The organism is Pseudomonas sp. LB3P58, assembly GCF_054897895.1.
In genome coordinates, this window is record NZ_JBUBVE010000001.1 from 1,107,897 (window position 1) to 1,132,749 (window position 24,853).

General features: G+C 60.6%; 28 protein-coding genes. 26 read left to right on the forward strand and 2 right to left on the reverse strand.

Features of this window, described 5'->3' with window-relative positions; genetic code table 11:
* Positions 1 to 8: 8 nt before the first annotated feature.
* From flhF to ACYZTZ_RS05210, 13 genes are all read left to right on the forward strand, one after another.
* Entirely contained in the window at positions 9 to 1,337 is a 1,329-nt protein-coding gene (flhF, locus tag ACYZTZ_RS05150; protein ID WP_008155822.1) for a flagellar biosynthesis protein FlhF, read from the forward strand.
* Positions 1,338 to 1,453: 116 nt separating this feature from the next.
* Positions 1,454 to 2,284 (forward strand): flagellar synthesis regulator FleN, encoded by an 831-nt coding sequence (gene fleN / locus ACYZTZ_RS05155; RefSeq protein ID WP_007975361.1) that lies wholly within the window; start codon positions 1,454 to 1,456, stop codon positions 2,282 to 2,284.
* Complete coding sequence (gene fliA, locus ACYZTZ_RS05160) at positions 2,281 to 3,021, forward strand: RNA polymerase sigma factor FliA (RefSeq protein WP_007894214.1); 741 nt, start codon at positions 2,281 to 2,283, stop codon at positions 3,019 to 3,021. Before fleN ends, fliA begins: the two co-directional genes overlap by 4 nt.
* A gap of 167 nt (positions 3,022 to 3,188) precedes the next feature.
* The gene (locus ACYZTZ_RS05165; protein ID WP_003183998.1) at positions 3,189 to 3,560 is read left to right on the forward strand and encodes a chemotaxis response regulator CheY; all 372 of its coding nucleotides are present in this window, start codon (positions 3,189 to 3,191) and stop codon (positions 3,558 to 3,560) included.
* 30 nt (positions 3,561 to 3,590) lie between these two features.
* The gene (locus tag ACYZTZ_RS05170; protein WP_046046370.1) at positions 3,591 to 4,379 is read left to right on the forward strand and encodes a protein phosphatase CheZ; all 789 of its coding nucleotides are present in this window, start codon (positions 3,591 to 3,593) and stop codon (positions 4,377 to 4,379) included.
* 37 nt (positions 4,380 to 4,416) lie between these two features.
* Positions 4,417 to 6,660 carry a chemotaxis protein CheA gene (locus tag ACYZTZ_RS05175; protein WP_461997434.1) on the forward strand — a complete coding sequence of 748 codons (2,244 nt, stop codon included), beginning with the start codon at positions 4,417 to 4,419 and terminating at the stop codon, positions 6,658 to 6,660.
* Positions 6,661 to 6,709: 49 nt separating this feature from the next.
* A complete protein-coding gene (locus ACYZTZ_RS05180; protein WP_461997435.1) occupies positions 6,710 to 7,840 on the forward strand; it encodes a protein-glutamate methylesterase/protein-glutamine glutaminase in 1,131 nt (376 codons plus the stop codon).
* Positions 7,840 to 8,580 (forward strand): flagellar motor protein, encoded by a 741-nt coding sequence (locus tag ACYZTZ_RS05185; protein ID WP_056742071.1) that lies wholly within the window; start codon positions 7,840 to 7,842, stop codon positions 8,578 to 8,580. The genes ACYZTZ_RS05180 and ACYZTZ_RS05185 overlap by 1 nt, the downstream gene beginning before the upstream one ends.
* A 15-nt stretch (positions 8,581 to 8,595) precedes the next feature.
* Entirely contained in the window at positions 8,596 to 9,486 is an 891-nt protein-coding gene (gene motD / locus ACYZTZ_RS05190) for a flagellar motor protein MotD (RefSeq protein WP_056742070.1), read from the forward strand.
* A 43-nt stretch (positions 9,487 to 9,529) separates the two neighbouring features.
* Positions 9,530 to 10,318: a ParA family protein gene (locus ACYZTZ_RS05195; RefSeq protein WP_046046365.1), complete on the forward strand. Its 789-nt coding sequence runs from the start codon at positions 9,530 to 9,532 to the stop codon at positions 10,316 to 10,318.
* Position 10,319: 1 nt separating this feature from the next.
* On the forward strand, positions 10,320 to 11,204 hold the full coding sequence (locus ACYZTZ_RS05200; RefSeq protein WP_056742069.1) for a CheW domain-containing protein: 885 nt from the start codon (positions 10,320 to 10,322) through the stop codon (positions 11,202 to 11,204).
* 88 nt (positions 11,205 to 11,292) lie between these two features.
* On the forward strand, positions 11,293 to 11,778 hold the full coding sequence (locus tag ACYZTZ_RS05205; RefSeq protein WP_008155806.1) for a chemotaxis protein CheW: 486 nt from the start codon (positions 11,293 to 11,295) through the stop codon (positions 11,776 to 11,778).
* On the forward strand, positions 11,779 to 12,171 hold the full coding sequence (locus ACYZTZ_RS05210; RefSeq protein WP_056742068.1) for a DUF2802 domain-containing protein: 393 nt from the start codon (positions 11,779 to 11,781) through the stop codon (positions 12,169 to 12,171).
* Positions 12,172 to 12,214: 43 nt separating this feature from the next.
* On the opposite strand, the gene ACYZTZ_RS05215 is transcribed toward ACYZTZ_RS05210, so the two are convergent.
* Positions 12,215 to 12,544: an EscU/YscU/HrcU family type III secretion system export apparatus switch protein gene (locus ACYZTZ_RS05215; protein WP_461997436.1), complete on the reverse strand. Its 330-nt coding sequence runs from the start codon at positions 12,542 to 12,544 to the stop codon at positions 12,215 to 12,217.
* Positions 12,541 to 14,115, reverse strand: a complete 1,575-nt coding sequence (fliK, locus tag ACYZTZ_RS05220; RefSeq protein WP_461997437.1) for a flagellar hook-length control protein FliK — start codon at positions 14,113 to 14,115, stop codon at positions 12,541 to 12,543. Before fliK ends, ACYZTZ_RS05215 begins: the two co-directional genes overlap by 4 nt.
* A gap of 197 nt (positions 14,116 to 14,312) precedes the next feature.
* Between fliK and ccmA the strand changes: the two genes are divergently transcribed.
* From ccmA to phnE, 13 genes are all read left to right on the forward strand, one after another.
* On the forward strand, positions 14,313 to 14,948 hold the full coding sequence (ccmA, locus tag ACYZTZ_RS05225) for a cytochrome c biogenesis heme-transporting ATPase CcmA (protein ID WP_046046360.1): 636 nt from the start codon (positions 14,313 to 14,315) through the stop codon (positions 14,946 to 14,948).
* Complete coding sequence (gene ccmB, locus ACYZTZ_RS05230) at positions 14,945 to 15,613, forward strand: heme exporter protein CcmB (protein WP_008155797.1); 669 nt, start codon at positions 14,945 to 14,947, stop codon at positions 15,611 to 15,613. The genes ccmA and ccmB overlap by 4 nt, the downstream gene beginning before the upstream one ends.
* A gap of 74 nt (positions 15,614 to 15,687) precedes the next feature.
* Entirely contained in the window at positions 15,688 to 16,443 is a 756-nt protein-coding gene (locus ACYZTZ_RS05235; protein WP_111451896.1) for a heme ABC transporter permease, read from the forward strand.
* Entirely contained in the window at positions 16,440 to 16,616 is a 177-nt protein-coding gene (gene ccmD, locus ACYZTZ_RS05240; protein WP_008145547.1) for a heme exporter protein CcmD, read from the forward strand. Before ACYZTZ_RS05235 ends, ccmD begins: the two co-directional genes overlap by 4 nt.
* Positions 16,613 to 17,068 carry a cytochrome c maturation protein CcmE gene (gene ccmE / locus ACYZTZ_RS05245; RefSeq protein WP_056742064.1) on the forward strand — a complete coding sequence of 152 codons (456 nt, stop codon included), beginning with the start codon at positions 16,613 to 16,615 and terminating at the stop codon, positions 17,066 to 17,068. The genes ccmD and ccmE overlap by 4 nt, the downstream gene beginning before the upstream one ends.
* A gap of 3 nt (positions 17,069 to 17,071) precedes the next feature.
* Positions 17,072 to 19,060 (forward strand): heme lyase CcmF/NrfE family subunit, encoded by a 1,989-nt coding sequence (locus ACYZTZ_RS05250; RefSeq protein WP_461997438.1) that lies wholly within the window; start codon positions 17,072 to 17,074, stop codon positions 19,058 to 19,060.
* Entirely contained in the window at positions 19,057 to 19,593 is a 537-nt protein-coding gene (locus ACYZTZ_RS05255) for a DsbE family thiol:disulfide interchange protein (RefSeq protein WP_033056022.1), read from the forward strand. Before ACYZTZ_RS05250 ends, ACYZTZ_RS05255 begins: the two co-directional genes overlap by 4 nt.
* A complete protein-coding gene (locus ACYZTZ_RS05260; RefSeq protein ID WP_008145552.1) occupies positions 19,590 to 20,063 on the forward strand; it encodes a cytochrome c-type biogenesis protein in 474 nt (157 codons plus the stop codon). The genes ACYZTZ_RS05255 and ACYZTZ_RS05260 overlap by 4 nt, the downstream gene beginning before the upstream one ends.
* Positions 20,056 to 21,258, forward strand: coding sequence for a c-type cytochrome biogenesis protein CcmI (ccmI, locus tag ACYZTZ_RS05265; protein ID WP_461997439.1), 1,203 nt, complete (start codon positions 20,056 to 20,058; stop codon positions 21,256 to 21,258). The genes ACYZTZ_RS05260 and ccmI overlap by 8 nt, the downstream gene beginning before the upstream one ends.
* Before the next feature lie 14 nt (positions 21,259 to 21,272).
* Complete coding sequence (locus ACYZTZ_RS05270) at positions 21,273 to 21,677, forward strand: hypothetical protein (RefSeq protein WP_056742060.1); 405 nt, start codon at positions 21,273 to 21,275, stop codon at positions 21,675 to 21,677.
* A gap of 312 nt (positions 21,678 to 21,989) precedes the next feature.
* Positions 21,990 to 22,823 (forward strand): phosphonate ABC transporter ATP-binding protein, encoded by an 834-nt coding sequence (phnC, locus tag ACYZTZ_RS05275; RefSeq protein WP_452627645.1) that lies wholly within the window; start codon positions 21,990 to 21,992, stop codon positions 22,821 to 22,823.
* A gap of 43 nt (positions 22,824 to 22,866) precedes the next feature.
* Positions 22,867 to 23,883, forward strand: a complete 1,017-nt coding sequence (gene phnD / locus ACYZTZ_RS05280; protein ID WP_461997440.1) for a phosphonate ABC transporter substrate-binding protein — start codon at positions 22,867 to 22,869, stop codon at positions 23,881 to 23,883.
* Positions 23,884 to 24,053: 170 nt separating this feature from the next.
* The gene (gene phnE, locus ACYZTZ_RS05285; RefSeq protein ID WP_461997441.1) at positions 24,054 to 24,836 is read left to right on the forward strand and encodes a phosphonate ABC transporter, permease protein PhnE; all 783 of its coding nucleotides are present in this window, start codon (positions 24,054 to 24,056) and stop codon (positions 24,834 to 24,836) included.
* Positions 24,837 to 24,853 lie beyond the last annotated feature (17 nt).

Below are 24,853 nucleotides of genomic sequence, written 5' to 3' on the forward strand. Positions count from 1 at the left end.
AGTGGTTTATGCAAGTTAAGCGTTTTTTCGCCGCCGATATGCGTCAGGCCATGAAACTGGTTCGTGATGAGCTGGGCGCTGATGCCGCCATCATTGGCAACCGCCGGATCGCCGGTGGTGTCGAGCTGACGGCTGCCCTGGATTACAAGTTGTCGGCGCTGGCTCCGCGCGTTCCGAACATGGAGCTCGAAGATGAACTGCGCAAGACCCAATCGCGGATCGTCACCGCCCAGGCTGAACTGAGCCTGCGCAGCGATGGCGAGAGCGATAAGTCCACCAATCGCCAATTGTTCGCCGGCTTGCCGCTGACCGCCGCCGAGCCACTGATCGAGCCGACCTACACCGAACCCCGCCGTCCTGCACCGGCTGCGGCACCTGCCTCCGGTGGCGTCGACCCACGGGCGTTCGACTCGATGCGTTTCGAACTCAACAGCCTGCGCGAACTGATGGAAGTGCAACTCGGCTCCCTGGCCTGGAATCAGCTGCAAGGCAGCCGTCCGGCCCAGGCCAATCTTTGGCGTCGCCTGCAACGCATCGGCCTGTCCGGCCCGTTGTCGCGCGATTTGCTGGCGCTGATTACCGATATTGAAGAACCTCGTCAGGCCTGGCGCATGTTGCTGGCACACCTGGCGCGGATGATCGCCACACCGGAAGTCGAGCCTCTGGAAGAGGGCGGCGTGATTGCCATGGTCGGCCCTGCCGGCATGGGCAAGACCACCACCCTGGCCAAGCTAGCGGCCCGTTACGTGCTCAAGTACGGCGCGCAGAATATCGCGCTGGTCAGCATGGACAGCTATCGAATTGGTGCTCAGGAACAACTCAAGACGTTGGGCCGGATCCTCAATGTGTCGGTGACGCATGTCGATCCGGGCCAATCGCTGGTGCAGGCGCTGGAGCCTTTGCTGCGCAAACGCGTGGTGCTGATCGATACCGCGGGCCTTCAGGCCAGCGATCCGGCACTGCGCATGCAGCTCGAAAGCCTGGCCGGTCGTGGCATCAAATCAAAAAATTACCTGGTCCTGGCAACCACCAGCCAGAAACAGGTTCTAACGGCCGCTTATCACAGTTACAAGCGTTGTGGGCTCGCTGGCTGCATCCTGACTAAACTGGATGAAACGGCAAGTCTGGGCGAGGTGTTGAGCCTGGCCATCAGTCATGAATTGCCGGTGGCCTACCTGACCGATGGCCCGCGGATTCCGGATGATTTGCATCTACCGCGTCGTCATCAGTTGGTCAGTCGCGCCGTCAGCGTGCAAATGCAAGAAGAACCCAGCGAAGAAGCCATGGCTGACATGTTCGCTGATATTTACCACAGCCCGACCAAGCAGGTTGGCTGAGGTATTAATGAACAGTTTTTGTACCTACATCGATGGTCTGCCATGCATTGTTCAGTTAGTGAACGCGCAGCCAGTAATGTGGCCTCCGTCTAAGTAAGACAAGGTAAAGAAAATTCATGGGCAGCATGCATCCCGTACAGGTGATCGCGGTGACCGGCGGCAAAGGTGGCGTCGGGAAGACTAACGTGTCAGTGAACTTGTCCCTGGCTCTAGCTGAGCTCGGCCGGCGCGTCATGCTGCTGGACGCTGATCTGGGGCTGGCGAACGTCGACGTCCTTCTGGGACTGACACCCAAACGTACTTTGGCCGACGTGATCGAAGGCCGCTGCGAGCTGCGCGACGTACTGTTGCAGGGCCCTGGCGGCATTCGCATCGTCCCGGCCGCGTCCGGCACACAGAGCATGGTTCATTTGAGCCCGGCGCAACACGCCGGCCTGATCCAGGCGTTCAGCGATATCGGCGACAACCTCGACGTGCTGGTGATCGACACCGCTGCGGGTATTGGTGAGTCGGTCGTCAGTTTCGTTCGCGCAGCGCAAGAAGTCTTGCTGGTGGTCTGCGACGAACCGACCTCGATCACAGATGCCTACGCACTGATCAAACTGCTGAACCGCGATTACGGCATGAACCGCTTCCGCGTCCTGGCCAACATGGCCCAGAGCCCGCAGGAAGGTCGCAACCTGTTCGCCAAGTTGACCAAGGTCACGGATCGCTTCCTTGACGTCGCCTTACAATACGTCGGCGCGGTGCCTTACGACGAAAGTGTGCGCAAGGCAGTGCAAAAGCAGCGCGCCGTCTACGAAGCCTTCCCTCGGTCCAAGTGCTCACTGGCGTTCAAGGCCATTGCACAGAAGGTCGATACCTGGCCGCTGCCTGCCAACCCGCGTGGGCACCTGGAGTTTTTCGTCGAGCGCCTCGTGCAACAAACCGCAGGACCTGTGCTATGACAGCCAGTGGCTACAACCTCTACAAGAAGTCGGCACGTGACGCGCAGTACGAGCTGATCGAGCGTTACGCGCCACTGGTTAAACGCATTGCCTACCACTTGCTGGCGCGTCTGCCAGCCAGTGTCCAGGTCGAAGACCTGATCCAGGCCGGGATGATCGGCCTGCTTGAAGTGTCGACCAAATACGACGCCAGCAAAGGCGCGAGTTTCGAGACGTACGCGGGCATACGAATCCGTGGCGCGATGCTCGATGAAGTACGCAAGGGGGACTGGGCGCCACGTTCGGTCCACCGCAATACCCGGATGGTCAGCGACGCAATTCGCTCTATTGAAGCTAAAACCGGCCGTGACGCTAAAGATCACGAGGTTGCGGCCGAACTCCAATTGAGTCTCGACGATTATTACGGGATTTTGAACGACACCCTGGGCAGCCGGCTATTCAGTTTCGACGATCTGTTGCAGGACGGCGAACACGAAGGGCTGCACGAGGATGGCGCCAGTGCTCATCTCGAGCCGTCACGCGATCTGGAAGATGAACGCTTCCAGGCGGCGCTGGCGGACGCGATTGCCAATTTGCCGGAGCGTGAGCGACTGGTGTTGGCGCTGTACTACGACGAAGAGTTGAATCTCAAGGAAATCGGTGAGGTCCTGGGGGTCAGCGAATCTCGGGTCAGCCAGTTACACAGCCAGTGCGCGGCCCGTTTGCGGGGGCGTTTGGGGGAGTGGCGAGCGCGCTGAAGGCAGTGTGGGGACACTGCGAACGCGGCGGGTGGGGTGTTGAACCGTACCGGTCCCGATCTGTTGTGCTCCAGACAGTCATTGAGTGCTTTGCCGGATTGATTGAAATGGCGCGTCCAGGTGCTGGGCGCGTTTAAGACTGCTTGGAGGTCGAATTGGACAAGAACATGAAAATCCTCATCGTTGATGACTTCTCAACGATGCGGCGGATCATTAAAAACCTGTTGCGTGACCTTGGGTTCACCAACACGGTCGAGGCCGACGATGGCACTACTGCCATTCCGGTTCTCAACAGCGGCAGCATCGACTTTCTGGTAACAGACTGGAACATGCCTGGCATGACCGGTATCGACCTGCTGCGCCACGTGCGTGCCGATGAAAAGCTCAAGCACCTGCCGGTGCTGATGGTGACCGCTGAAGCCAAGCGCGAGCAGATCATCGAGGCAGCCCAGGCCGGTGTTAACGGCTATGTGGTCAAGCCCTTCACGGCCCAGGCGTTAAAAGAAAAAATCGAGAAGATTTTCGAACGCATCGGTTGATGTGCGAAGCCACTGCGCCACGGGGGAGCTATGGAGCATAACGAGTCTTCACAGGGCGATTTCGAATCGACTCTGAAAAAACACGCGGTCGAACTGGTCGAAAGCCTTGAAAAAGGCAGGTTCGGCGACGCTGTGCAACTGATCCATGAGCTCAATCAGACCCGTGACCGTGGCCTGTATCAGGAAGTGGGCAAGCTCACTCGCGAGCTGCATAGCGCGATCGTCAATTTCCAGATTGACCCGCACATGCCGCAAGCCGAGGAAGTCTCGCAGATCACGGATGCCACCGAGCGTCTGGGTTATGTGGTCAAGCTGACCGAGGCGGCTGCCAACCGCACCATGGACCTGGTGGAAAACGCCACGCCGCTGGTCAACGGCCTGAGCAACGAAGCCCAGGCCTTGAGCACCGACTGGGGACGGTTCATGCGTCGCGAAGTCGGGGCTGAAGAGTTCCGCGAGCTGGCCCGGCGAGTCGACGGTTTCCTGACACGCAGCAGCGAAGACAATCGCGTTGTGTCGAGCAACCTCAACGACATTCTGCTCGCTCAGGATTACCAGGACCTCACCGGTCAGGTGATCAAGCGCGTGACCCAATTGGTCACCGAAGTTGAAAGCAACCTGCTCAAGCTCGTGCTTATGGCCAGTCAGGTGGACCGCTTTGCGGGCATCGAACATGACCGTGAAGCGATGCTGGCAGAAAAAGATCCGCAAAAACATCTCTCTCAGGGTGAAGGTCCGCAGATTCATGCCGATAAAAGAGAAGACGTTGTGTCCGGTCAGGACGATGTGGACGATTTGCTATCCAGTCTTGGATTTTAGGTTTTTAGGTTTTTAGACCTTTAGGAGCACCCCCTTAATGAGCTTCGGCGCCGATGAAGAGATCCTTCAGGATTTCCTGGTTGAGGCCGGCGAGATTCTAGAGCAACTGTCCGAACAGCTGGTCGAGCTTGAAAGCCGACCAGACGATGCGGACTTGCTCAATGCAATTTTTCGCGGTTTTCACACTGTAAAAGGAGGCGCCGGCTTCCTCCAGCTCAACGAGCTGGTGGAGTGCTGTCACATCGCCGAGAACGTGTTCGACATCCTGCGCAAGGGTGAACGTCGCGTCGACTCGGAACTGATGGACGTGGTTCTCGAAGCGCTGGATGCGGTGAACGGCATGTTTACCGAAGTCCGCGAACGCAGCCCGATCACGGCTGCCACGCCAGAATTGCTTGCGGCACTGGCCCGTCTGGCCGAGCCGCAAACCGCCGATGAAACGGCACCGGTCGCCGAGGTGGTGGAAGAACCTGCCGCCGAGAGCGAATCGGGTGACATCACCGATAACGAATTCGAACAACTGCTGGACTCGCTGAACGCCGTCAAGGCTCAGGCAGAAGCCCCGGCAGCTGTGCCAGCGCCGAGCAGCAATGCGGCGGCCAGCGACGAAATCACCGATGCCGAGTTCGAGTCGTTGCTCGATCAACTGCACGGTAAAGGCCAGTTCGCCGTCGATGCGGTAGCCCCGGCACCAGCCGCACCGGCTGCCCCGAAAGCGGCAGGCGACAGCTCCGATATCACTGACGACGAGTTCGAAGCACTGCTCGATCAGCTGCACGGCAAGGGCAACTTTGCCGTTGATGCGCTGGAATCGGCCATTGCTGCGGTCCCGGCCCCGGCTGCACCCACCGCTAAAGCGGCTGGCGGCGATCTGATCTCCGATCACGAGTTCGAATCGCTGCTCGACGAATTGCACGGCAAAGGCAAGTTCACCGAGGTTGGCACTGGTGCAGTGGTTTCTGCTCCTGTCGCCAAGGCGCCAGCACCGGCTGCGAAACCCGTTGCCAAAGCGCCCGAGCCTAAAGCCGAAGCGCCGAAGCCTGCCGCTGCTGCTGCACCGGCTCCGGCCCGTGCCCCGGCTGCGCCGCCACCGGAAAAACCGGCCAGCGAAGCCGAAACCACCGTGCGGGTCGATACCGCGCGTCTCGACGAAATCATGAACATGGTCGGCGAGTTGGTACTGGTGCGTAACCGCTTGGTCCGTCTGGGCCTCAACAGCGGCGACGAAGCCATGTCCAAAGCCGTGTCGAACCTCGACGTGGTCACGGCCGACCTGCAAACCGCGGTCATGAAGACCCGGATGCAACCGATCAAGAAGGTCTTCGGGCGCTTCCCGCGTCTGGTTCGCGACCTGGCTCGCCAGCTCAAGAAAGAGATCAACCTGGAACTGGTCGGCGAAGAAACCGACCTCGACAAGAACCTCGTCGAGGCCCTGGCCGACCCGCTGGTCCACTTGGTGCGCAACTCGGTCGACCACGGTATTGAAGAGCCGGCCGAGCGTGAAGCGATGGGCAAGCCTCGCAGCGGCAAGGTGATCCTGTCCGCTGAACAGGAAGGCGACCACATCCTGCTGTCCATCTCCGATGACGGCAAGGGCATGGACGCCGATGTTCTGCGCGGCATTGCCGTGAAGAAAGGCTTGATGGACAAGGATGCAGCGGATCGCCTCAGCGAATCCGATTGCTTCAACCTGATCTTCGCGCCGGGTTTCTCGACCAAGACCGAAATTTCCGATGTCTCCGGACGCGGCGTGGGCATGGACGTGGTGAAAACCAAAATCGCCCAGCTCAACGGCACCATCAATATCTATTCGACCAAGGGCAAGGGCTCGAAGATCGTCATCAAGGTCCCGTTGACCCTGGCGATCATGCCGACGCTGATGGTCATGCTGGGCAACCAGGCGTTTGCGTTCCCGCTGGTGAACGTCAACGAAATCTTCCACCTCGACCTGTCGACCACCAACGTCGTGGACGGCCAGGAAGTGGTGATCGTGCGGGACAAGGCGCTGCCATTGTTCTACCTCAAACGCTGGCTGGTCAGCTCCGCCGCTCATGAAGAGCAGCGCGAAGGCCACGTGGTGATCCTTTCGGTGGGCACTCAGCGGATCGGCTTCGTCGTCGATCAACTGGTGGGCCAGGAAGAAGTGGTCATCAAGCCATTGGGCAAAATGCTCCAGGGAACCCCGGGCATGTCCGGCGCCACCATCACCGGTGACGGCCGCATTGCGCTGATTCTCGATGTTCCGAGCATGCTCAAGCGTTACGCCGCACGGCGTATTTGATTCTGGTGGAGCGGGGCGACTGAGCCTCGCTCCGTCTAACGGAGTGTTTATGGCAGTTAAAGTCCTGGTGGTGGACGATTCGGGGTTTTTCCGCCGCCGCGTCTCGGAAATTCTTTCAGCGGATCCGAATATCCAGGTCGTCGGCACGGCGACCAACGGAAAAGAGGCGATTGATCAGGCGCTGGCCCTCAAGCCAGACGTGATCACCATGGACTACGAGATGCCGATGATGGATGGCATCACGGCGGTGCGGCACATCATGCAGCGCTGCCCGACCCCGGTGTTGATGTTCTCCTCGCTGACCCACGAAGGCGCTCGGGTAACCCTCGACGCGCTGGACGCTGGCGCGGTGGATTTCCTGCCGAAGAATTTCGAAGACATCTCCCGCAACCCGGAGAAGGTCAAGCAACTGCTGTGCGAGAAGATTCTCAGCATTTCGCGCAGTAACCGTCGCGCCAACACCTACAGCGCTCCGGCACCTGTCGCCGCACCCGCCCCGACGCCCGCACCTTCGAGCGTCAGCAGCTACGGCAGCAGCGCGCCTGCGCGTCCGGCACCGGCTCCGATTCCGGCGCGTACGCACGCCCCGGCCTCGTCGTCGCCCGCGCCGAAACGCAAAGCTTACAAACTGGTCGCCATCGGTACGTCCACTGGTGGTCCGGTTGCCCTGCAGCGGGTTCTGACCCAATTGCCGGCCAACTTCCCCGCACCGATCGTATTGATCCAGCACATGCCGGCCGCCTTCACCAAGGCCTTCGCCGAACGTCTGGACAAGCTTTGTCGCATCAGCGTCAAGGAAGCCGAGGATGGCGACATCCTGCGTCCGGGCCTGGCGTTGCTGGCGCCGGGTGGCAAGCAAATGATGATCGACGGCCGTGGCGCGGTGAAAATCCTCCCGGGCGACGAACGTCTGAACTACAAGCCGTGCGTGGACATCACCTTTGGTTCCGCGGCCAAGACTTACGGTGACAAAGTTCTGGCGGTTGTGTTGACCGGCATGGGCGCCGACGGTCGTGAGGGCGCGCGTCTGCTCAAGCAGGGCGGCAGCTCGATCTGGGCTCAGGATGAAGCCAGCTGCGTGATCTACGGCATGCCGATGGCCATCGTCAAAGCCGAACTCGCCGATGCGGTGTACGGCCTGGACGATATTGGCAAGCATCTGGTCGAGGCCTGTATCTGATGGATGTTTTAAGCCTCATCGGGATCATCATGGCGTTCGTCGCCATCATTGGCGGCAACTACCTTGAAGGCGGCCACCTCGGCGCCCTGGCCAACGGCCCGGCGGCGTTGATCGTACTCGGTGGGACCATCGGTGCGGCGCTGTTGCAGGCGCCGATGAGCGCCTTCAAGCGCGCCATGCAGATTCTGGCCTGGATCCTGTTTCCTCCGCGCATCGACCTCGCCGGTGGCGTTGATCGCGTCGTCAGCTGGAGCCTGACCGCGCGCAAGGAAGGCCTGCTCGGCCTGGAAGGAGTAGCCGACGCCGAATCGGACAACTACTCGCGCAAAGGCCTGCAACTGCTGGTGGATGGCGCCGAGCCGGAAGCGATCCGCAGCATCCTGGAAGTGGATTTCTACACCCAGGAAAGCCGCGACATCGAAGCCGCCAAAGTCTTCGAAAGCATGGGTGGCTACGCGCCGACCATCGGCATCATCGGTGCGGTGATGGGGCTGATCCATGTGATGGGCAACCTGGCCGATCCATCGCAACTGGGTAGCGGCATTGCCGTGGCCTTCGTCGCGACCATCTACGGCGTGGCCAGTGCCAACCTGGTGCTGCTGCCGATTGCCGCCAAACTCAAGTCCGTCGCTTTGCGGCAGTCGCGTTATCGCGAAATGTTGTTGGAAGGCATTCTGTCGATCGCCGAAGGTGAAAACCCTCGCTCTATTGAGTTGAAGCTTCAGGGCTTCATGGATTGATGGGAGACATGGACCATGGCACGTCGTCGCCAACCTGAAGAACATGTAAACCATGAACGTTGGCTGGTTTCGTACGCCGACTTCATTACGTTGCTGTTCGCTTTCTTCGTCGTGATGTACTCGATCTCTTCGATCAACGAAGGCAAGTACAAGGTCATTTCCGAGGCGTTGATCGGGGTCTTCACCGACTCCGACCGTGCCCTCAAGCCGATCCCGATCGGTGACGAGCGGCCGAAGACCGTGACCCCGGCCAAGCCGCTGGTTAAAGACGCCGAGCAGGTCGACGCCGGTATCGCGGGTGTCAGCGATCCGCTCAAAAGCATCGCCGACGACATCAGCGCCGCGTTCGGCGACCTGATCAGCTCCAACCAGATGACCATTCGCGGCAATGAGCTGTGGGTCGAGATCGAACTCAATTCCAGTTTGTTGTTCGGCAGCGGCGACGCCATGCCCAGCGACATCGCGTTCAACATCATCGACAAGGTTGCCGCGATTCTGAAGCCGTTCGACAACCCGATTCACGTCGAAGGCTTCACTGACGATCAACCGATCCGCACCGCGCAGTACCCGACCAACTGGGAGCTGTCCTCGGCCCGTTCGGCGAGCATCGTGCGCATGCTGGCGATGCAGGGTGTGAACCCCGGTCGTCTGGCGTCGGTGGGTTACGGCGAGTTCCAGCCAGTGGCCAACAACGCCACTGCCGAGGGCCGGGCGCGTAACCGTCGCGTCGTTTTGGTGGTGTCACGAAATCTCGATGTACGCCGCAGCCTCACGGGCACCGGAACCGCCAATGCGAAACCGGATGCCGCGTTGAAGCGTGCTGGCACACAAACTGCACCGACCCCGGTCAAGTCGCCGGGACGAGAGAGTGCCGTCAATTCTCCGTCACCCGCATTAATACGTTGAGCTTTTCCTCGGTCGACCATTTCGACCGGGAGGAATAATCCGAATGAGAGTCTGGGCAGTCGCCAATCAAAAGGGTGGTGTTGGTAAAACCACTTCCTCTATCGCTTTAGCCGGTTTGCTGGCCGAGGCGGGCAAGCGCGTGGTTGTGGTCGATCTCGACCCCCACGGCTCCATGACCAGCTACTTCGGTTACGACCCCGACAGCCTGGAACACAGCAGCTACGACCTGTTCCTGCACAAGGGCAGTGTGCCGCAAGGCTTGCCCGGTCAGTTGCTGTTGCCCACCAGCCACGAGAGTATTTCGCTGTTGCCGTCGAGCACCGCACTCGCGACCCTCGAGCGCCAGTCGCCGGGGCAGAGTGGCCTGGGCCTGGTGATTGCCAAGAGCCTGGCGCAACTTTGGCAGGACTTCGATTACGCCGTGATCGACAGCCCGCCGTTGCTCGGCGTGCTGATGGTCAATGCCTTGGCGGCGAGCCAGCAATTGGTGATTCCGGTGCAGACCGAACACCTGGCGGTCAAAGGCCTGGAGCGCATGGTCAATACCCTGGCGATGATCAACCGTTCGCGTAAACAGGCGCTGCCGTTCAGCATCGTGCCGACCTTGTTCGACCGCCGCACGCAGGCGTCCCTCGGCACGCTGCGGGTGTTGCGCGACAAGTATCCGGAAGAAATCTGGCAGGGCTACATCCCGGTCGATACCCGCTTGCGCGATGCCAGCCGGGCCGGCGTGACGCCTTCGCAGTTCGACGGCAAGAGCCGTGGTGTTCTCGCGTACCGCGCACTGCTCAAGCACCTGCTGGCCGCACAACTTGTCCCGCAGGTGGCGTGAGATGAACCGCCCGGTAAAAATCACCTCGCGCCCGCAACTCGCGCTGCAGTCCTATCTGGACAGCTTGCTGATGGAGGCGACTGAAGAGTTGCCGCCGGAAATCGAAGCGCTGGTTGAAATCGTTGAGGTTGTTGAAGCGGTCGAAGTTGAAGCTGCGCTGGACGAGTTCCAGGCAGCGGTGCTCGAAGAGCAGGCTCGCGATGCGCAGAAACCCGCCGTGGTTGCCGCGCCGGTAGCAGCGCCCGTGGCGAAAGCACCGGTAGCCGTGATCGAAGCACCAGCGCCGGTTCTCGCGCCGGTATCGACCATCGCACCGTTGCTGCAAGCCTTGGTGCCACCGGTGGTCGAAGTCCACCTGCCACCGAGCAACACGCCACCACCGGTGGAAACCGATGGTCGTCCGTCCTGGGCCGCCGAGCCATTCGAATGCCTGTTGTTCGATGTCGCCGGGTTGACCCTGGCCGTGCCGCTGGTGTGCCTGGGCTCGATTTATTCTTTGGCCGGTCACGAGCTGACACCGCTGTTCGGTCAGCCGGAGTGGTTCCTCGGGATCTTGCCAAGCCAGGCCGGCAACCTGAAAGTATTGGACACCGCGCGTTGGGTCATGCCTGACCGCTACCGCGACGATTTCCGTCAGGGCCTGCAATACGTTATTTCGGTTCAGGGCTACGAGTGGGGGCTGGCGGTGCATCAGGTCAGCCGCTCATTGCGCCTGGACCCGAACGAAATCAAATGGAGAAGTCATCGAGGTCAGCGGCCATGGCTCGCCGGCACGGTGATTGAGCACATGTGTGCGCTGCTGGACGTTTCCGCCCTGGCCGAGTTGATCGCCAGCGGCGGGGCAAAGCACATGGGTGGCATCAAGCCGCTACACAAACCGACATAGCTGCCGACATAACAAGTATGCGACGGCATTGTTGAATGCCGCCAACAGAACACACACCGCCAGAAGCGGTTTTTCGAGGGGTCAGGGTATGAGTAATCAAGCGACGAATGCAAAAGGTTCTGAAGATCCGATCCTGCAATGGGTAACCTTCAAACTGGACAATGAAACCTACGGCATCAACGTGATGCGCGTTCAGGAAGTCCTGCGTTACACCGAGATCGCCCCGGTCCCGGGTGCCCCGAGCTACGTGCTGGGCATCATCAACCTGCGCGGTAACGTGGTCACCGTGATCGACACCCGTCAGCGCTTCGGCCTGATGAATGCCGAGATCAGCGATAACACCCGTATCGTCATCATCGAAGCCGACAAGCAAGTCGTCGGGATCATGGTCGACAGCGTGGCCGAAGTGGTTTACCTGCGTCAGTCGGAAATCGAGACCGCGCCGAACGTCGGTAACGAAGAGTCCGCCAAGTTCATTCAAGGCGTGTGCAACAAGAACAACGAACTGCTGATCCTGGTCGAGCTGGACAAGATGATGAGCGAAGAAGAATGGTCGGACCTGGAGAACATCTGATTGATTCTTGAGGTAGCGGTCATTGTCCTGTTCCTCTTTTGGGCAGGCACGCTGGCGATGTTTCTGGCGTACATACGAGGCCAACGACTGATCGCCGCGCAGCAGGCTCAGGGCGATGCGCTGCGCGATCAGCGCATCAAGGACCTGGCCAAGCGCGTCGAGGACTACCAGAGCGGCAACGTGCGCATGGGTGAAGACCTGCACGAACTGCGCGCAGTGGTTGGCCCGCTGCCGGACAAACTGGCTCAGCTGGAACAGCGCGATCCGTCGAGCCTGTCGTTTGCCCAAGCGGCAAAACTGGTCGGTATGGGCGCGAGCGTCGATGAACTGACTCAGTCTTGTGGCTTGACCCAGGCTGAGGCGGAGTTGATGAGTAAGTTGCACAAGAACTGACGCCTACCCAAGATCGTTCCCACGCGGAGCGTGGGAACGATCATCAATAGTCGTCGCCGCGTTCGGTGATGTCCTTCTCCACCATCGGCGCATCCGGATCTTGCCCCTCGGGAAACTTGCCCTTCAGATTCCACGCAAACGCAATAATCTCCGCAATCGTGCGATACAACTCCTCCGGAATACTTTCCCCCAATTCCATCCGCGCCAGCAGCTTCACCAACTCGGCGTTTTCGTAGATGGGCACTTCATAATCGCGGGCAATCTTCAGAATGGCTTCGGCCAGTGCTTCGTCACCTTTGGCCGTGAGGGTAGGGGCGTGGTTACCGTCGTACTTGAGGGCGATGGCCTGGCGCGGGGTGTTGGGGTTTTTCATGCGGTTTCGTCGACCCAGCGTTGTTCGAGGCGAGTTTGGGGGCCTTGTGGCGGTGTGCCGAGGTGACAATCGAGATCGCCGACATTCAGGCCGGACGCCAGCAGACGCTGGCGCAGTTCGGCCAGGTTACTTTCGATCAGGCTGGCGGTGTACGGGCGTTCGGCCCACAGCTGGCTGGACAGGCTGCCTTTGATCAGTTGTGCCTGAATCTGCAACGGGCCCAAGGGCTCCATGTCGAACGCCAGGTCCACTCTCCACAATTGTTGTTTGGGTTCGCGCTCGTCGCGGCGTTCGTTTTGCTGTTCTTTCTCGGGCGCTTCTTCTCGCTGGAACTTGACCTGCAACGGCACGATGTCCTGCAGATTGCGCATCGGGATTTCCAGTTGCCAGGTGCTCATCAACCGTCCGTCGTCAGTGACGCCGGTCTGTTCCAGGCTCGACAGTTGATGGCTTTGCAGGCGCGAAACGGCCGCTGCTGCCAAACGCAGCAAGTGCTCGAGATCGCCTTCGCCGTCCATGCTTTGGAGTAGACGCTCGGGCAGCGGGAAGCTGGTTGGCTGCGGTTTGGCGCTGACCTGACCGAGCATGCCGAGGGCGCTGCGTACAAAGTTCGGCATGGCCTGGGCCAGTGTGTTGGCGGCAATGATCGCGTTCAAATTGGTGTTGGCCGGCAGGCCGGGCGTCAGTTGTGCGATCAGCTTGAGCAGATCGCCTTTCATGTCCGGGGCCAGTGTCGGGTTCTGACCGCTGAGCAGTTTGGCTTCAAGGAACAGCCCGCTATTGGCCAGTGCCTGGGCCAGCCCCTTTGGCGTGCTGAGTTGTTGAACATCGGGCAGGCCGGCGAGCAACTTGTCGACGGCAGCACGCAGATCGCTGGACGTCTGATTCGAGGGCGGCAGGTTTTGCAGGAGTTTGAGCAGGCCATCCAGCGAGCCTTGGCGGCTCTGTTGGCTGACCAGTTGTTGGGTCACTGCCAATTGCTCCTGGCGGCTGCTCAATGGCACGAACTTCAGCGTCTGGGTGTCCTGCACCAGCGCGCTCAGCAAGGTGCCGATGCGCAGCGGCGTCGGGCTGTCGATGCTCAGGGTGCTGCCGCTCAACGCGGTGTTGAGCAAGCTCACCATCGAGCGGAACACCGTCGGCTGGCCCGGCACCTGCGGCAACACCTGGGAGGTCAGCACTTTGCCTTGCAGCAGCGTGCCGACCGGCAGTTGCGCGGTGTCGATACGGGTGAGGGTGGCAACGCTGGAGGCGATGGCCTGTTGCACGGTGACGGCCAGATTACCCGCCGACGGCTGGGTGATCGCCAGGCTGGTGCCCTGAGGCAGCGGCTGGGTGCTGGTGGCCTGGACCGTGGTCTGACGACCACTGTCGAGGGTGACCTTGAGCAACAGTTGAAAGGTCTGATCCGCCTGCTTGAGCGACAGCACTTCGGCCTTGGCGGTCTGGCCCGCAGTGATCAGGCCCTCCATCGGCGTCAGTAACTTCAGCAGGTCGCCACTCACCACCAGCGGCCGCGAAGTCGCGGGGGTGGTCTGCGGTAGCGGGAGGATGTTCATTTCGCCTGTCATACGCGGTCACAACCTGAAGAAATTGCCCTCTTTAGAGTAGGGCATGGCATGTATAATGCCGCCCCGTTGTATCCGGGGCGCTGAAAACATTTCAAATACTTGATCCAGCTCCTTAGAACGGGCCGCCAATGCATTTATCCTGCATATCTTTAACGGCCGCTCCACTGCCGACTTGAACCCAAAAGGCCCGTGATCTCTTGACCAGTCCTGTCCTGCAAACCGTTGCCCTCGCCTGTGAGCGAGACCTTCGGCTGCTCTTCGAAAATCTCGAATTGAGACTGGCCAGTGGCGAAATGTTGCAAATCAGCGGCCCCAACGGCAGTGGCAAAACCAGCCTTTTACGTCTGCTTTGCGGTCTGATGCAGCCGACTGCCGGTCAGGTGCTGCTCAACGGCCAGCCGTTGAACGAGCAACGCTTTGAGCTGGCGCGCAACCTGCTGTGGATCGGCCATGCCGCCGGGATCAAGGATCTGCTGACGCCGGAAGAAAACCTGAGCTGGCTGTGCGCCTTGCATCAACCGGCCTCCCATGAGGCGATCTGGCAGGCGCTGACGGCGGTCGGACTGCGCGGTTTCGAGGATGTTCCTTGCCACACGCTGTCTGCCGGGCAGCAACGCCGGGTCGCGTTGGCGCGGTTGTACCTGGAATGCCCGCCGCTATGGATCCTCGATGAACCGTTCACCGCGCTCGACAAACAAGGCGTGGCGCAACTCGAAGAACACCTGGCCGCACACTGCGAGCGCGGTGGCATGGTGGTCTTGACCACTCACCACACGCTGACCCGGATGCCGGCCGGCTATCGCGATATTGATCTGGGGAATTGGGCCGTATGAGTGTTTTCGGCCTGTTGGTCGCCCGTGAGGCCCGATTGCTGTTCCGCCGTCCTGCGGAACTGGCCAATCCGCTGGTATTCTTCGCGATCGTGGTTTCCCTGTTCCCGTTGGCGGTCGGACCCGAGTCTCAATTGTTGCAAACCTTGTCTCCGGGACTGGTCTGGGTAGCGGCCCTTTTATCGGTTTTGCTCTCGCTGGACGGGCTTTTCCGCAGTGATTTCGAAGACGGATCGCTTGAACAGTGGGTCCTTTCGTCGCACCCCCTGCCTCTTCTGGTTTTGGCCAAGGTACTGGCACACTGGTCCTTCTCTGGCCTGGCACTGGTTTTGCTCGCTCCATTGCTGGCATTGATGCTCGGTTTGCCAACCGCCTGTCTGCCGGTGTTGCTGCTTTCGTTGTTGCTGGGTACACCGGTGCTGAGCCTGCTCGGTGCGGTGGGCGCAGCCCTGACGGTGGGATTGAAGCGCGGTGGCCTGTTGCTGGCGCTGCTGATCCTGCCGTTGTACATCCCGGTGTTGATTCTCGGCAGTGGCGCCTTGCAGGCGGCATTGCAGGGCATGCCGGCGACCGGTTATCTCCTGTGGCTTGGTAGCCTGACCGCTCTGGCGATAACACTGACACCTTTTGCAATAGCTGCTGGCCTGAAGATCAGCGTCGGCGAATAATGAGGTCTGGTCAAAATTTGATCAGTAAAGACCCTGGCTCTTCATAGCGAAGAGCAACCGTGATGGAAACAGTAATGAACTGGACTTGGTTTCATAAGCTCGGCTCGCCCAAATGGTTTTACGGCATCAGCGGCAAACTGCTGCCATGGCTGAGCGTCGCGGCGTTGCTGCTGATCAGCGTTGGTGTAGTGTGGGGCCTGGCCTTCGCGCCGCCGGACTACCAGCAAGGCAACAGCTTTCGCATCATTTATATCCACGTTCCGGCCGCCATGCTGGCCCAGTCCATCTACGTGATGCTGGCTGTGTGCGGCATCGTCGGGCTGGTGTGGAAGATGAAGCTGGCCGACGTCGCCCTGCAATGCGCGGCGCCCATCGGCGCCTGGATGACCGCCGTGGCGCTGGTCACCGGCGCGATCTGGGGCAAACCGACCTGGGGTTCGTGGTGGGTCTGGGATGCACGACTTACGTCCATGCTTATTCTGCTGTTTCTGTACTTCGGTCTTATTGCGCTGGGCAACGCGATCAGCAATCGTGACAGTGCCGCCAAGGCCTGCGCGGTATTGGCGATTGTCGGCGTGATCAACATCCCGATCATCAAATACTCGGTGGAGTGGTGGAACACCCTGCACCAGGGCGCGACGTTCACCCTCACCGAAAAACCGGCGATGCCCGCCGAGATGTGGCTGCCACTGCTGCTGACGGTGCTGGGTTTCTACTGTTTCTTCGGCGCGGTATTGCTGCTGCGCATGCGTCTTGAAGTGCTCAAGCGCGAAGCCCGCGCCAGTTGGGTCAAGGCCGAAGTGCAGAACAGTCTGGAGGCCGCTCGATGAGTTTTGCTTCATTCGGCGACTTCCTCGCCATGGGCCATCATGCCCTGTATGTCTGGTCAGCCTATGGCATCTGCCTGGCGGTGCTGGCCCTCAACGTGGCGGCGCCAATCCTGGCCCGCAAGCGGTATCTGCAACAAGAGGCGCGTCGTCTGCGCCGGGAGAACGGCAAGTGAATCCGCTGCGCAAAAAGCGTCTTATCATCATTCTCGCGATCCTGGTCGGTGTCGGTGCTGCCGTCGGCCTGGCCCTGAGCGCCCTGCAGCAGAACATCAATCTGTTTTACACCCCGACCCAGATCGCCAACGGCGAAGCCCCGCAAGACACGCGTATCCGCGCTGGCGGCATGGTTGAGAAAGGTTCGCTGCAACGTTCCGGCGATTCGCTGGACGTGAAATTCGTCGTCACCGACTTCAGTAAATCCGTGACCATCAGCTACCGCGGCATCCTTCCGGATCTGTTCCGCGAAGGGCAGGGCATCGTTGCCCTGGGCAAGCTCAACGCCGACGGCGTGGTGGTGGCTGACGAAGTGCTGGCCAAGCACGACGAGAAGTACATGCCGCCAGAAGTGACCAAGGCTTTGAAAGACAGCGGTCAATCTGCTCCAACGCCCGCGAAGGAGGGTTGATCGATGACGTCTGGACTCTATATTCCTGAACTCGGCCATCTGGCCATGATTCTGGCGCTGTGTTTCGCGCTGGTTCAGGCCGTGGTGCCGTTGCTTGGTGCCTGGCGCGGTGACCGCTTGTGGATGAGCCTCGCTCAACCAGCGGCTTGGGGCCAGTTCGCGTTTCTGCTGTTCTCCTTCGGTTGCCTGACTTACGCCTTCATGTCCGACGATTTCTCCGTCGCCTACGTCGCCAGCAACTCCAACAGCGCCTTGCCGTGGTACTACAAGTTCAGCGCGGTGTGGGGCGCTCACGAAGGGTCGTTGCTGCTCTGGGCGTTGATCCTCGGCGGCTGGACCTTCGCGGTGTCGGTGTTCTCCCGGCAGTTGCCGCAAGTGATGCTGGCTCGCGTGCTGGCGGTGATGGGCATGATCAGCACGGGTTTCCTGCTGTTCCTGATCCTTACCTCGAACCCTTTCGCCCGCATCCTGCCGCAGATTCCTGCGGACGGTCGTGACCTCAATCCCTTGCTGCAAGACATCGGCCTGATCGTTCACCCGCCGATGTTGTACATGGGCTATGTCGGTTTCTCCGTGGCGTTCGCTTTCGCCATCGCTGCACTGCTGGGCGGTCGTCTTGATGCGGCGTGGGCCCGCTGGTCCCGCCCGTGGACCATCGTCGCCTGGGCTTTCCTCGGTATCGGCATCACCCTCGGTTCATGGTGGGCGTACTACGAACTCGGCTGGGGCGGCTGGTGGTTCTGGGATCCGGTGGAAAACGCCTCGTTCATGCCATGGCTGGTGGGTACGGCGCTGATTCACTCGTTGGCGGTCACGGAAAAACGTGGCGTGTTCAAGAGCTGGACCGTGTTGCTGGCCATCGCTGCCTTCTCGTTGAGCTTGCTGGGGACCTTCCTCGTGCGTTCCGGCGTGCTGACGTCGGTTCACGCCTTTGCGTCCGACCCTGAGCGCGGTGTGTTCATCCTGATCTTCCTACTGTTCGTGGTCGGTGGCTCGCTGACGCTGTTTGCCCTGCGCGCTCCCGTGGTGAAGAGCCACGTTGGCTTCAACCTCTGGTCCCGGGAAACTCTGCTGCTGGGTAACAACTTGGTGCTGGTGGTGGCGGCCTCGATGATTTTGCTGGGCACGTTGTATCCGCTGATTCTCGATGCGATGACCGGCGCCAAGCTGTCGGTCGGCCCGCCGTACTTCAACGCACTGTTCATCCCGTTGATGGCCTTGCTGATGATGGTGATGGCAGTCGGCATGCTGGTGCGCTGGAAAGACACTCCGGTCAAATGGCTGTTGAGCATGCTGACGCCGGTGTTGCTCGGCAGCGCCGCTTTAGCCGTGGTAGCGGGTGTCGCTTATGGCGATTTCAACTGGGCGGTGATCGCGACCTTCATGCTCGCGGCCTGGGTGTTGCTGGCCGGTGTGCGTGACATCTTCGACAAGACTCGCCACAAAGGCCTGATCAAAGGCCTGCCGACCCTGACCCGCAGTTATTGGGGCATGCAGGTCGCTCACCTCGGCATCGCCGTGTGTGCCCTCGGCGTCGTGCTGTCGAGCCAGAACAGTGCCGAGCGCGACCTGCGTCTGGCGCCGGGTGAGTCCATGGACCTGGCCGGTTACCACTTCGTGTTCGAAGGCGCCAAGCACTTCGAAGGCCCGAACTTCACCTCCGACAAAGGCACCGTACGGGTGATCCGCGACGGCAAGGAAGTCAGCGTGCTGCACCCGGAAAAACGCCTCTACACCGTGCAGAACTCGGTGATGACCGAAGCCGGGATCGACGCCGGTTTCACCCGTGACCTCTACGTCGCACTCGGCGAACCGTTGGGTGATGGCGCCTGGGCCGTTCGCGTCCACGTCAAACCGTTCGTACGCTGGATCTGGTTCGGTGGTCTGCTCACCGGTTTGGGCGGGTTGCTGGCGGCGCTGGATCGCCGTTACCGGGTCAAGGTGAACAGCCGTGTGCGTGAAGCACTGGGCATGACGGGAGCCACGGCATGAGACGTTGGTTGATGCTGTTGCCACTGGTGATTTTTCTGGTGGTGGCTGTTTTCCTTTATCGCGGGCTCTATCTGGACCCGGCCGAGCTGCCTTCGGCGATGATCAACAAGCCGTTCCCGGAGTTTTCCCTGCCGGCCGTGCAGGGCGACAAAACCCTGACCAAGGCCGATATTCTGGGTAAACCAGCGCTGGTTAACGTCTGGGGCACCTGGTGCATTTCCTGCCGGGTCGAGCATCCGGTGCTGAACAAACTGGCCGAGAAAGGCGTGGTGATCTACGGCATCAACTACAAGGACGTCAACGCTGACGCCTTGAAGTGGCTGGTGGAGTTTCACAATCCGTATCAGCTGGATATTCGTGACGATGAAGGCACCCTGGGCCTGAACCTCGGCGTTTACGGCGCTCCGGAAACCTTCTTCATCGACGCCAAGGGCATCATCCGCGACAAGTTCGTTGGCGTGATCGACGAACAGGTCTGGCGCGAAAAACTGGCGGCCAAGTATCAGGCGCTGGTTGATGAGGCCAAGCCATGAAGCGCTGGATAGCCGCCGCGGTATTGGGTTTGAGCATGGCCGGCGTGGCGCACGCGGCCATCGACACCTACGAGTTCGCCAAAGAAGGTGATCGCGAGCGTTTTCGCGAGCTGACCAAAGAGCTGCGTTGCCCCAAGTGCCAGAATCAGGACATTGCCGACTCCAACGCACCGATCGCCGCTGACCTGCGCAAAGAGATTTTTCGCATGCTCGGCGAGGGCAAGGACAATCAGCAGATCATCGACTTCATGGTCGACCGCTACGGTGATTTCGTCCGCTACAAACCCGCTCTGAACGCCAAGACTGCTGTGCTCTGGTTCGGCCCTGCCGGCCTGTTGCTGGGCGGTTTTGTGATCATCGCCGTGATCGTCCGCCGTCGTCGCGTGCAACGCGCTGACACCAAGGATGAGCTTTCCGCCGAGGAGCGTGAGCGCCTCGACCACCTGTTGGATAAAACCAAGAATGATTGATTTCTGGCTCGCTGCAGGTCTGCTACTTCTGGTTGCCCTGAGTTTTCTGCTGATCCCTGTTCTGCGTGGCCGCCGCGCCCAGCTTGAGGAAGATCGTACGGCCCTGAACGTCGCGCTGTATCAGGAGCGCGTGGCTGAGTTGCAGACTCAGCAGGAAGAGGGCGTTCTCGACGCCGTGCAAATGGACACCGGTCGCGCCGAAGCCGCCCGTGAGTTGCTCGCCGACACCGAAGGCGTCGAGGCGCCGCGCGTATCCCGCCTGGGCAAGCCGTGGCCGTTGCTGGCGGCGATTCTGGTGCCGGTGTTGGGCCTTGGCCTGTACCTGCATTTCGGGGCGAGCGACAAGGTCGAACTGACCCGCGAATTCTCCCAGGCGCCGCTGTCGATGGAAGAGATGACCCGCCGCCTGGAGCGTGCAGTCGCGGCCCAGCCGGATTCGGCTGAAGGCCTGTATTTCCTCGGTCGCACGTACATGGCTCAGGATCGCCCTGGCGATGCGGCGAAGATCTTCGAGCGCACGGTGAACCTGGCCGGTCGTCAGCCGGAGCTGTTGGGCCAATGGGCGCAGGCCCAGTACTTCGCCGATGGCAAGAAGTGGTCGGACAAGGTTCAGGCCCTGACCGACGAAGCACTGAAAGCCGATCCGAAAGAAGTCACCAGTCTTGGCTTGCTCGGTATTGCGGCCTTTGAAAGCCAGCGTTATCAGGACGCCATCGACTACTGGAATCGCCTGCTGGTGCAACTGCCGCCGGAGGACAGTTCCCGCGCCGCGCTGCAAGGCGGCATCACTCGGGCCACCGAGAAACTCGAAGCCAGTGGCGGCAAGGTGGCCCAGGCGCCCGCCGCCAAGGTGGCGGCACTGCTCAAGGTGCGAGTGGATCTGGCGCCAGAGCTGAAAGCCAAGGTCCAGCCCGGCGACAGCGTATTCATTTTCGCCCGCGCCACCGCAGGGCCTCCTGCGCCATTGGCCGCCAAACGGCTGACCGTGGCCGACTTGCCGGCGACCGTTGAACTGGGCGACGCCGACGCAATGATGCCGCAGTTGAAACTGTCGAACTTCCCTGAAGTCCAACTGGTTGCACGCATCTCCCGCGCCGGCAAACCCACTGCCGGCGAATGGATCGGTCGCAGCCAGCCTCTGGCCAGCAGCACCACTGCGCAGCAAACACTGACCATCGACAGCCCGGACAAATGACAGGAATCGCCACTATGACCGCCATCGCTCGTATCACCCTGCTCAGTATGGTTTTGGGGTTAAGCGCTTGCGTGGTCCAGCCGCAGCAGCCTGAACGGCTGCCACCGATCCCGCCGTCGCAGCCGCGTCCGACGCCGTCCACGACACCGACACCGGGCAAGCCGGGCATTCCGGCCAAGCCCGCCAAACCGCTGCCACGCACCTCCGCCAGCTTCGCGCCGCCGCCGGGTGGCAACAGCCATTGGGACGCCAAGCTCGGCGTGTACGTTCTCGATGATCAGACCAACACCTTCTACCGCCAGCGCACGTACTACCGCTGGGATAACGGCTGGAGCCGGTCGATCAGCCCGAACGGACCATGGGAAGAGACAGACATCCATGGCGTGCCGGGCGGGTTGGGACGACAATTCGGGCAGTAAACAAAGGCGACCTAAGGGTCGCCTTTTTTGTGCCCGCTGAAATTCACGATTCACCCCAACCCCTGTGGGAGCGAGCTTGCTCGCGATGAGGCCGTGTCAGTCGACATCAACTGTGCCTGACACTCCGCTATCGCGAGCAAGCTCGCTCCCACAGGGGGGGCGGTGTTTTTCAGAACTCAACCTTTCACAAAACCTTCATCAAATGGCCCATCCAGCGACATGTGCAAGTCATAGGGCTGACACAGCCCGTGCCTAAAGTCGGTTGAACTTCAAAACGGCCATGGACGGCTGTTCAACCAGACAGAGAAGCCCATGAACGCAGCTATCCATGTCGATCATCTGAACAAGACCTTTGCGCGCAAGACCGCACTGGTCGACCTCGAACTCACCATCGCCACCGGTGAGATGGTCGCGCTGATTGGCGCTTCCGGCTCCGGCAAGTCCACTTTGTTGCGGCACCTCGCGGGCCTGGCCTGTTGCGATCGCAGCAATGGCGGCAGCGTTAAAGTGCTGGGGCGGGAAGTGCAGGCGTCCGGACGGCTGAATGGCAAGGTGCGTCGCTTGCGTGCCGACATCGGCTACATCTTCCAGCAGTTCAACCTGGTCAACCGCCTCAGCGTGCTCGATAACGTGCTGCTCGGTTGCCTGGGCCGGATGCCACGCTGGCGCGGCAATCTGAGCCTGTTCAATGCCCAGGAAAAGCAATTCGCCCTCGAATCCCTGGACCGCGTCGGCCTGGCCGATCTGGCGGCTCAGCGCGCCTCCACCTTGTCCGGCGGCCAACAGCAGCGCGTGGCGATTGCCCGAGCCCTGACCCAGCGTGCCGAAGTGATTCTGGCCGATGAACCGATTGCCTCCCTCGACCCGGAGTCGGCGCGCAAGGTCATGGAAATCCTCGCCGACATCAACCGTCGCGACGGCAAAACCGTGGTCGTGACCCTGCATCAGGTGGATTACGCCACTCGTTATTGCCCGCGTGCCGTGGCCCTCAAGGGTGGACGGATTCATTTCGATGGTCTCGCCGCCGACCTGAACAGTCAGTTCCTCAACGATTTGTACGGTGCCGACATCGACACCAGCCTGATGTTTTCCGACCAGGCCCGCCGTCCCGAACCTGCGCCCCGGCTGGTACTGGCGCGCGGTTGAACACACTCATTTTTCCAACGACGCACTCCAAGGAATCAATTCCATGTTGAACCGTATCGGTCGCGTTTTTGCTGGCGCCGCGCTACTCGCCAGCTGTGTGCTGGGTACTGCCCAGGCTGAAGAAAAAGCCATCAACTTCGGCATCATGTCCACCGAGTCTTCGCAGAACCTCAAGAGCATCTGGCAGCCGTTTCTGGATGACATGCAGAAGAAGACGGGCCTGAAAATCAATGCCACGTTTGCTTCTGACTATGCCGGCCTGATCCAGGGCATGCGCTTCAACAAGGTCGACGTGGCCTGGCTGGGCAACAAGGCCGCCATCGAGGCGGTGGACCGTTCCAACGGCGAGATCTTCGCCCAGACCGCAGCCGTCAGCGGCGCCGCCGGCTACTGGAGCGTGCTGATCGTGCGCAAGGACAGCCCGATCAACTCCGTCGACGACATGCTCAAAAACGCCAAGAACCTGACCTTTGGCAACGGCGATCCTAACTCCACTTCTGGCTATCTGGTGCCGGGCTACTACGTGTTCGCCAAGAACAACGTCGATGCCGCCACCGCGTTCAAACGCACCCTCAACTCCAGCCATGAGGTCAACGCCTTGAGCGTGGCCAAAGGGCAACTGGATGTCGCGACCTTCAACACTGAAAGCTGGGATCGCCTGGCCGTCACCCAGCCGGACAAGGCTGCACTGCTCAAAGTGATCTGGAAGTCTCCGCTGATCCCCGCCGACCCGCTGGTGTGGAGCAAGGCCCTGAGCGACAGCGAGAAGACCAAGATCCGCGATTTCATCTTCAGTTACGGCGACACCGAATCCGAGAAAGCCGTACTCGCGGGGATGCAGTTGGGCAAGTTCCTGAAATCCAGCGACGACCAGTTGCTGCCGATCCGTCAGCTCGAACTGTTCAAGCAGCGCACCACTGTCAACGCCGACACCAAGCTGGAAGCGGCGGACAAGGCCAAGAAACTGGCTGATATCGATGCCGAGCTGGCCAAGCTGCAAGAGCGCCTGACCTTGCTGGAAAAAACCAACACTGAGAAGAGCGCAGCAAACGCTGGCTAATTTCACGGCGCGGTAAATGTGGGAGCGGGCTTGCTCGCGAAGGCGGTGTGTCAGTCGACATCAACGGTGAATGTCACTGCGCATTCGCGAGCAAGCCCGCTCCCACAGGTTTTGCACTCGGCGCTACTTAGGTGCCAAGCATTTTCAAAGCTGCTTTCAAGAGAACCCTCATGACCACTCTTCACGCTGAAGCTGTCGGCAAGCGCACCTGGCCGCAGTACCTCGGTTGGGGCCTGTTCCTGGTCTTGCTGACCTGGGCCTGGCACGGCGCCGAGATGAACCCGATGGCGCTGTACCGCGACTCGGGGAACATGGCGACCTTCGCCGCGGATTTCTTCCCGCCGGACTTTCATGAATGGCGCGCGTACCTCAAGGAAATGATCGTCACCGTACAAATCGCCCTCTGGGGCACGGTGCTGGCGATTGTCTGCTCGGTGCCGCTGGGCATTCTCTGTTCCGAAAACATCACGCCATGGTGGATTCACCAACCACTGCGCCGGGTCATGGACGCCTTCCGTTCGATCAACGAAATGGTCTTCGCGATGTTGTTCGTCGTGGCGGTCGGGCTGGGTCCGTTTGCCGGTGTTCTGGCGCTGTGGATCAGCACCACCGGGGTACTCGCCAAGCTGTTCGCCGAAGCCGTGGAGGCGATTGATCCGGGCCCGGTCGAAGGGGTTCGCGCCACCGGAGCCAGTGCCTTGCAAGAGGTGATCTACGGAGTGATTCCGCAAGTGATGCCGCTGTGGGTGTCCTACGCGCTGTATCGCTTCGAAGCCAACGTGCGCTCCGCGACAGTAGTGGGAATGGTCGGTGCCGGCGGCATCGGGGTGATTCTCTGGGAGAACATCCGCGCCTTCCAGTTTGTACAGACCTGTGCGGTGCTGCTGGTGATCATCGTCGTGGTGAGCCTGATCGACATCCTGTCGCAACGCCTGCGCAAGCAGTTCATCTGAATTTCGGAGGGGTGCCC

Coding starts and splice junctions, on each gene's coding strand:
- flhF (WP_008155822.1), top strand. CDS start 9: ATGCAAGTTAAGCGTTTTTTCGCCGCCGATATGCGTCAGGCCATGAAA.
- fleN (WP_007975361.1), top strand. CDS start 1,454: ATGGGCAGCATGCATCCCGTACAGGTGATCGCGGTGACCGGCGGCAAA.
- fliA (WP_007894214.1), top strand. CDS start 2,281: ATGACAGCCAGTGGCTACAACCTCTACAAGAAGTCGGCACGTGACGCG.
- ACYZTZ_RS05165 (WP_003183998.1), top strand. CDS start 3,189: ATGAAAATCCTCATCGTTGATGACTTCTCAACGATGCGGCGGATCATT.
- ACYZTZ_RS05170 (WP_046046370.1), top strand. CDS start 3,591: ATGGAGCATAACGAGTCTTCACAGGGCGATTTCGAATCGACTCTGAAA.
- ACYZTZ_RS05175 (WP_461997434.1), top strand. CDS start 4,417: ATGAGCTTCGGCGCCGATGAAGAGATCCTTCAGGATTTCCTGGTTGAG.
- ACYZTZ_RS05180 (WP_461997435.1), top strand. CDS start 6,710: ATGGCAGTTAAAGTCCTGGTGGTGGACGATTCGGGGTTTTTCCGCCGC.
- ACYZTZ_RS05185 (WP_056742071.1), top strand. CDS start 7,840: ATGGATGTTTTAAGCCTCATCGGGATCATCATGGCGTTCGTCGCCATC.
- motD (WP_056742070.1), top strand. CDS start 8,596: ATGGCACGTCGTCGCCAACCTGAAGAACATGTAAACCATGAACGTTGG.
- ACYZTZ_RS05195 (WP_046046365.1), top strand. CDS start 9,530: ATGAGAGTCTGGGCAGTCGCCAATCAAAAGGGTGGTGTTGGTAAAACC.
- ACYZTZ_RS05200 (WP_056742069.1), top strand. CDS start 10,320: ATGAACCGCCCGGTAAAAATCACCTCGCGCCCGCAACTCGCGCTGCAG.
- ACYZTZ_RS05205 (WP_008155806.1), top strand. CDS start 11,293: ATGAGTAATCAAGCGACGAATGCAAAAGGTTCTGAAGATCCGATCCTG.
- ACYZTZ_RS05215 (WP_461997436.1), bottom strand. CDS start 12,544: ATGAAAAACCCCAACACCCCGCGCCAGGCCATCGCCCTCAAGTACGAC.
- fliK (WP_461997437.1), bottom strand. CDS start 14,115: ATGACAGGCGAAATGAACATCCTCCCGCTACCGCAGACCACCCCCGCG.
- ccmB (WP_008155797.1), top strand. CDS start 14,945: ATGAGTGTTTTCGGCCTGTTGGTCGCCCGTGAGGCCCGATTGCTGTTC.
- ACYZTZ_RS05235 (WP_111451896.1), top strand. CDS start 15,688: ATGAACTGGACTTGGTTTCATAAGCTCGGCTCGCCCAAATGGTTTTAC.
- ccmD (WP_008145547.1), top strand. CDS start 16,440: ATGAGTTTTGCTTCATTCGGCGACTTCCTCGCCATGGGCCATCATGCC.
- ACYZTZ_RS05250 (WP_461997438.1), top strand. CDS start 17,072: ATGACGTCTGGACTCTATATTCCTGAACTCGGCCATCTGGCCATGATT.
- ACYZTZ_RS05255 (WP_033056022.1), top strand. CDS start 19,057: ATGAGACGTTGGTTGATGCTGTTGCCACTGGTGATTTTTCTGGTGGTG.
- ACYZTZ_RS05260 (WP_008145552.1), top strand. CDS start 19,590: ATGAAGCGCTGGATAGCCGCCGCGGTATTGGGTTTGAGCATGGCCGGC.
- ccmI (WP_461997439.1), top strand. CDS start 20,056: ATGATTGATTTCTGGCTCGCTGCAGGTCTGCTACTTCTGGTTGCCCTG.
- ACYZTZ_RS05270 (WP_056742060.1), top strand. CDS start 21,273: ATGACCGCCATCGCTCGTATCACCCTGCTCAGTATGGTTTTGGGGTTA.
- phnC (WP_452627645.1), top strand. CDS start 21,990: ATGAACGCAGCTATCCATGTCGATCATCTGAACAAGACCTTTGCGCGC.
- phnD (WP_461997440.1), top strand. CDS start 22,867: ATGTTGAACCGTATCGGTCGCGTTTTTGCTGGCGCCGCGCTACTCGCC.
- phnE (WP_461997441.1), top strand. CDS start 24,054: ATGACCACTCTTCACGCTGAAGCTGTCGGCAAGCGCACCTGGCCGCAG.